The sequence below is a fragment of the Streptomyces sp. UH6 genome (genome assembly GCF_013421635.1).
GTDB classification, from domain to species: domain Bacteria; phylum Actinomycetota; class Actinomycetes; order Streptomycetales; family Streptomycetaceae; genus Streptomyces; species Streptomyces abyssomicinicus.
In genome coordinates this window covers 1-3,524 of record NZ_JACADT010000607.1, presented here as the reverse complement: position 1 = coordinate 3,524, position 3,524 = coordinate 1, and the positions used below count along the sequence as shown (strand labels likewise).

Below are 3,524 nucleotides of genomic sequence, written 5' to 3'. Positions count from 1 at the left end.
GACCGGACCGGGCCGCGCGCCGTCCGGCGACCGCGGTCCGAGGACGTTGTCGGTGGCGGGTCGTAACGTGGAGGCATGCGGCCCGTTTCCCACATCGAACGCACGGTGGCGCCCTTCGAGGTCGTCAGTCCCTACCAGCCGAGCGGTGACCAGCCCGCCGCGATCGCCGAGCTGTCCCGGCGCATCAAGGCCGGCGAGAAGGACGTCGTGCTGCTCGGCGCGACCGGCACCGGCAAGTCCGCCACCACCGCCTGGATGATCGAGCAGCTCCAGCGGCCGACGCTGGTGATGGCGCCCAACAAGACCCTCGCCGCCCAGCTGGCGAACGAGTTCCGCGAGCTGCTGCCCAACAACGCCGTCGAGTACTTCGTCTCGTACTACGACTACTACCAGCCCGAGGCGTACGTCCCGCAGTCGGACACCTACATCGAGAAGGACTCCTCGATCAACGAGGAGGTCGAGCGGCTGCGCCACTCCGCGACCAACTCCCTGCTCACCCGCCGGGACGTGGTCGTGGTCGCCTCCGTCTCCTGCATCTACGGCCTGGGCACGCCCCAGGAGTACGTGGACCGGATGGTGCCCCTGAAGGTCGGCGAGGAGATCGACCGGGACGAGCTGCTGCGCCGCTTCGTCGACATCCAGTACACCCGCAACGACGTGGCGTTCACCCGCGGCACCTTCCGGGTGCGCGGCGACACCGTCGAGATCTTCCCGGTGTACGAGGAGCTCGCCGTCCGGATCGAGATGTTCGGCGACGAGATCGAGTCGCTGACCACGCTCCACCCGCTCACCGGCGAGATCATCAGCGACGAGCGGCAGCTCTACGTCTTCCCCGCCTCGCACTACGTGGCCGGTCCCGAGCGGCTGGAGCGGTCGGTGCGCGACATCGAGGCGGAGCTGGAGCAGCGCCTCGCGGAGCTGGAGAAGCAGGGCAAGCTGCTGGAGGCCCAGCGGCTGCGCATGCGCACCACCTACGACCTCGAGATGCTCCGCCAGATCGGCACCTGCTCGGGCGTGGAGAACTACTCGATGCACTTCGACGGCCGCAGCCCTGGCACCCCGCCGAACACCCTGCTGGACTACTTCCCGGAGGACTTCCTCCTGGTCATCGACGAGTCGCACGTCACGGTTCCGCAGATCGGCGCGATGTTCGAAGGGGACGCGTCCCGCAAGCGGACCCTGGTCGACCACGGCTTCCGGCTGCCGTCGGCGCTCGACAACCGGCCGCTGAAGTGGGAGGAGTTCCAGCAGCGCGTCGGGCAGGCGGTCTACCTGTCGGCGACGCCCGGCGCCTACGAGCTGTCCCGCTCCAAGGGCGGCCAGGTCGAGCAGATCATCCGCCCGACCGGGCTGGTCGACCCGGAGGTCGTGGTCAAGCCCACCGAGGGCCAGATCGACGACCTGGTGCACGAGATCCGCGAGCGCGTCGAGCGGGACGAGCGGGTCCTGGTCACCACCCTCACCAAGAAGATGGCGGAGGACCTCACCGACTACTTCCTGGAGCTGGGCATCCAGGTCCGCTACCTGCACAGCGACGTGGACACGCTGCGCCGCATCGAGCTGCTGCGCGAGCTGCGGGCGGGCGAGTACGACGTCCTGGTCGGCATCAACCTGCTGCGGGAGGGCCTCGACCTGCCCGAGGTGTCCCTGGTGGCCATCCTGGACGCCGACAAGGAGGGCTTCCTGCGCTCCGGCACGTCGCTGATCCAGACCATCGGCCGCGCGGCGCGCAACGTCTCCGGCCAGGTGCACATGTACGCCGACAAGGTCACGCCGGCGATGGCCAAGGCCATCGACGAGACCAACCGCCGCCGGGAGAAGCAGATCGCCTACAACAAGGCGAACGGCGTCGACCCGCAGCCCCTGCGCAAGAAGATCAACGACATCGTCTCGCAGATCGCCCGCGAGGAGGTCGACACCGAGCAGCTGCTCGGCACCGGCTACCGCAAGGGCGGCGGCAAGGCGGCCGGCACGGCCCCGGTGCCGGCCGCGTCCTCCACGGCCTCCTCGAAGGCGGCCGGCCGGAAGGGCAAGGGCGCCAAGGCCGCGGCGGACGGCGCGGTCACCGACCGGCCGGCGGCCGAGCTGGCGCAGCAGATCGAGGAGATGACGCAGCGGATGCGCGCCGCCGCGGCCGACCTCCAGTTCGAGGTCGCCGCCCGCCTGAGGGACGAGGTCTCCGAGATGAAGAAGGAGCTGCGGCAGATGAAGGAGGCGGGCGTGGCCTGAGCGGGGCCGCCCGTCGCCGTCCGGGCGCCGTGCTGTGTTGCAGGACCGACACAAATCCCGCAAGGGGCGGGCGGACCGGCGGCACGCACCCATAGGGTCGGAGCGTCCGCGGGGGGCCGCGGGCGAGGGGATTCACGGGGAATCAGTCCGAGAGGGGACCGCGCGTGACCGTCAACATGACCAAGGGCCAGGCGATCAGTCTGCAGAAGGACGACGGCGGTAGTCTCACCGCGGTCCGCATGGGGCTGGGCTGGCAGTCCGCCCCGCGCCGCGGTCTGTTCGGCCGCCGCGTCCGGGAGATCGACCTGGACGCCTCCGCGCTGCTGTTCGCCGGTGGCCAGCTGGTGGACGTGGTCTTCTTCCGTCACCTCGTCAGTGACGACGGCTCGGTGCGGCACACCGGCGACAACCTGGTCGGCGGCGCGGGCACCGGTGGCGACGACGAGGCCATCCTGGTCGACCTCCAGCGGGTGCCGGTGCACGTGGACAAGATCGTGTTCACCGTGAACTCCTTCACCGGGCAGACCTTCGAGGAGGTCGCCAACGCCTTCTGCCGTCTGGTCGACGAGACCAACGGCCGCGAGCTGGCCCGCTACACGCTGGCCGGCGGCGGGGCGTACACCGCGCAGATCATGGCCAAGGTCCACCGCAGCGGGCCGGGCTGGACGATGACGGCCATCGGCACGCCGTCCAACGGCCGCACCTTCCAGGACCTCCTGCCGGACATCTCCCGGCAGCTCTGACGCGGCGGACCCGGCGGCGGGCATCCGAGGCGGGCATACGAAAGGGACATACCGCGATGACGGCCGAGCTGGCGCGGGGCCAGAACCATCCGCTCACCGAGGCCCGACCGGAGGTCCGGGTGTCCGCCGGCCGTCCGGTGACGGTGGGGGCGGTCCTCACGGACGAGCAGGGGCGCCTGTCGGGCACCGAGGGGGTGATCCTTCCGGGACGTCCGGCCGGGCCGCCCGGAGTGGAGCTGCCCGGGGGGCCCGACGGTGCTGAGCACCGGGTGAGGGTCGACCTGGCGGCGCTGCCGGAGACCGTGCACCGGGTGGGCGTCGTACTGGCGTTGCCGGCCGGGCAACGCTTCGGAGGCGGGCCCGCTCCGTTCACCGCCGTGGTCGCCTCCGGCGCCCCGGGGCCCGCGCTGGTCAGCTACACGATCACCGGGCTGGACAGCGAGTCCGCGGTGGTCGCGCTGGAGCTGTACCGCAGGCAGGGCGCGTGGAAGGTCCGCGCGGTCGGTCAGGGGTACGCCGCGGGGCTCGAGGCCCTGCTCGCCGACCACGGCC

General features: G+C 71.1%; 3 protein-coding genes. All 3 read left to right on the top strand.

The window, feature by feature from the left end:
* The first annotated feature begins 75 nt into the window (after positions 1–75).
* Positions 76–2,229, top strand: coding sequence for an excinuclease ABC subunit UvrB (gene uvrB / locus HW445_RS22895; protein ID WP_180222848.1), 2,154 nt, complete (start codon positions 76–78; stop codon positions 2,227–2,229).
* A 164-nt stretch (positions 2,230–2,393) separates the two neighbouring features.
* Entirely contained in the window at positions 2,394–2,972 is a 579-nt protein-coding gene (locus tag HW445_RS22890; RefSeq protein ID WP_151772723.1) for a TerD family protein, read from the top strand.
* Between the two features lie 56 nt (positions 2,973–3,028).
* Positions 3,029–3,524 (top strand): TerD family protein (locus tag HW445_RS22885; RefSeq protein ID WP_180222847.1); only part of this gene is annotated, 496 nt, incomplete at its 3' end.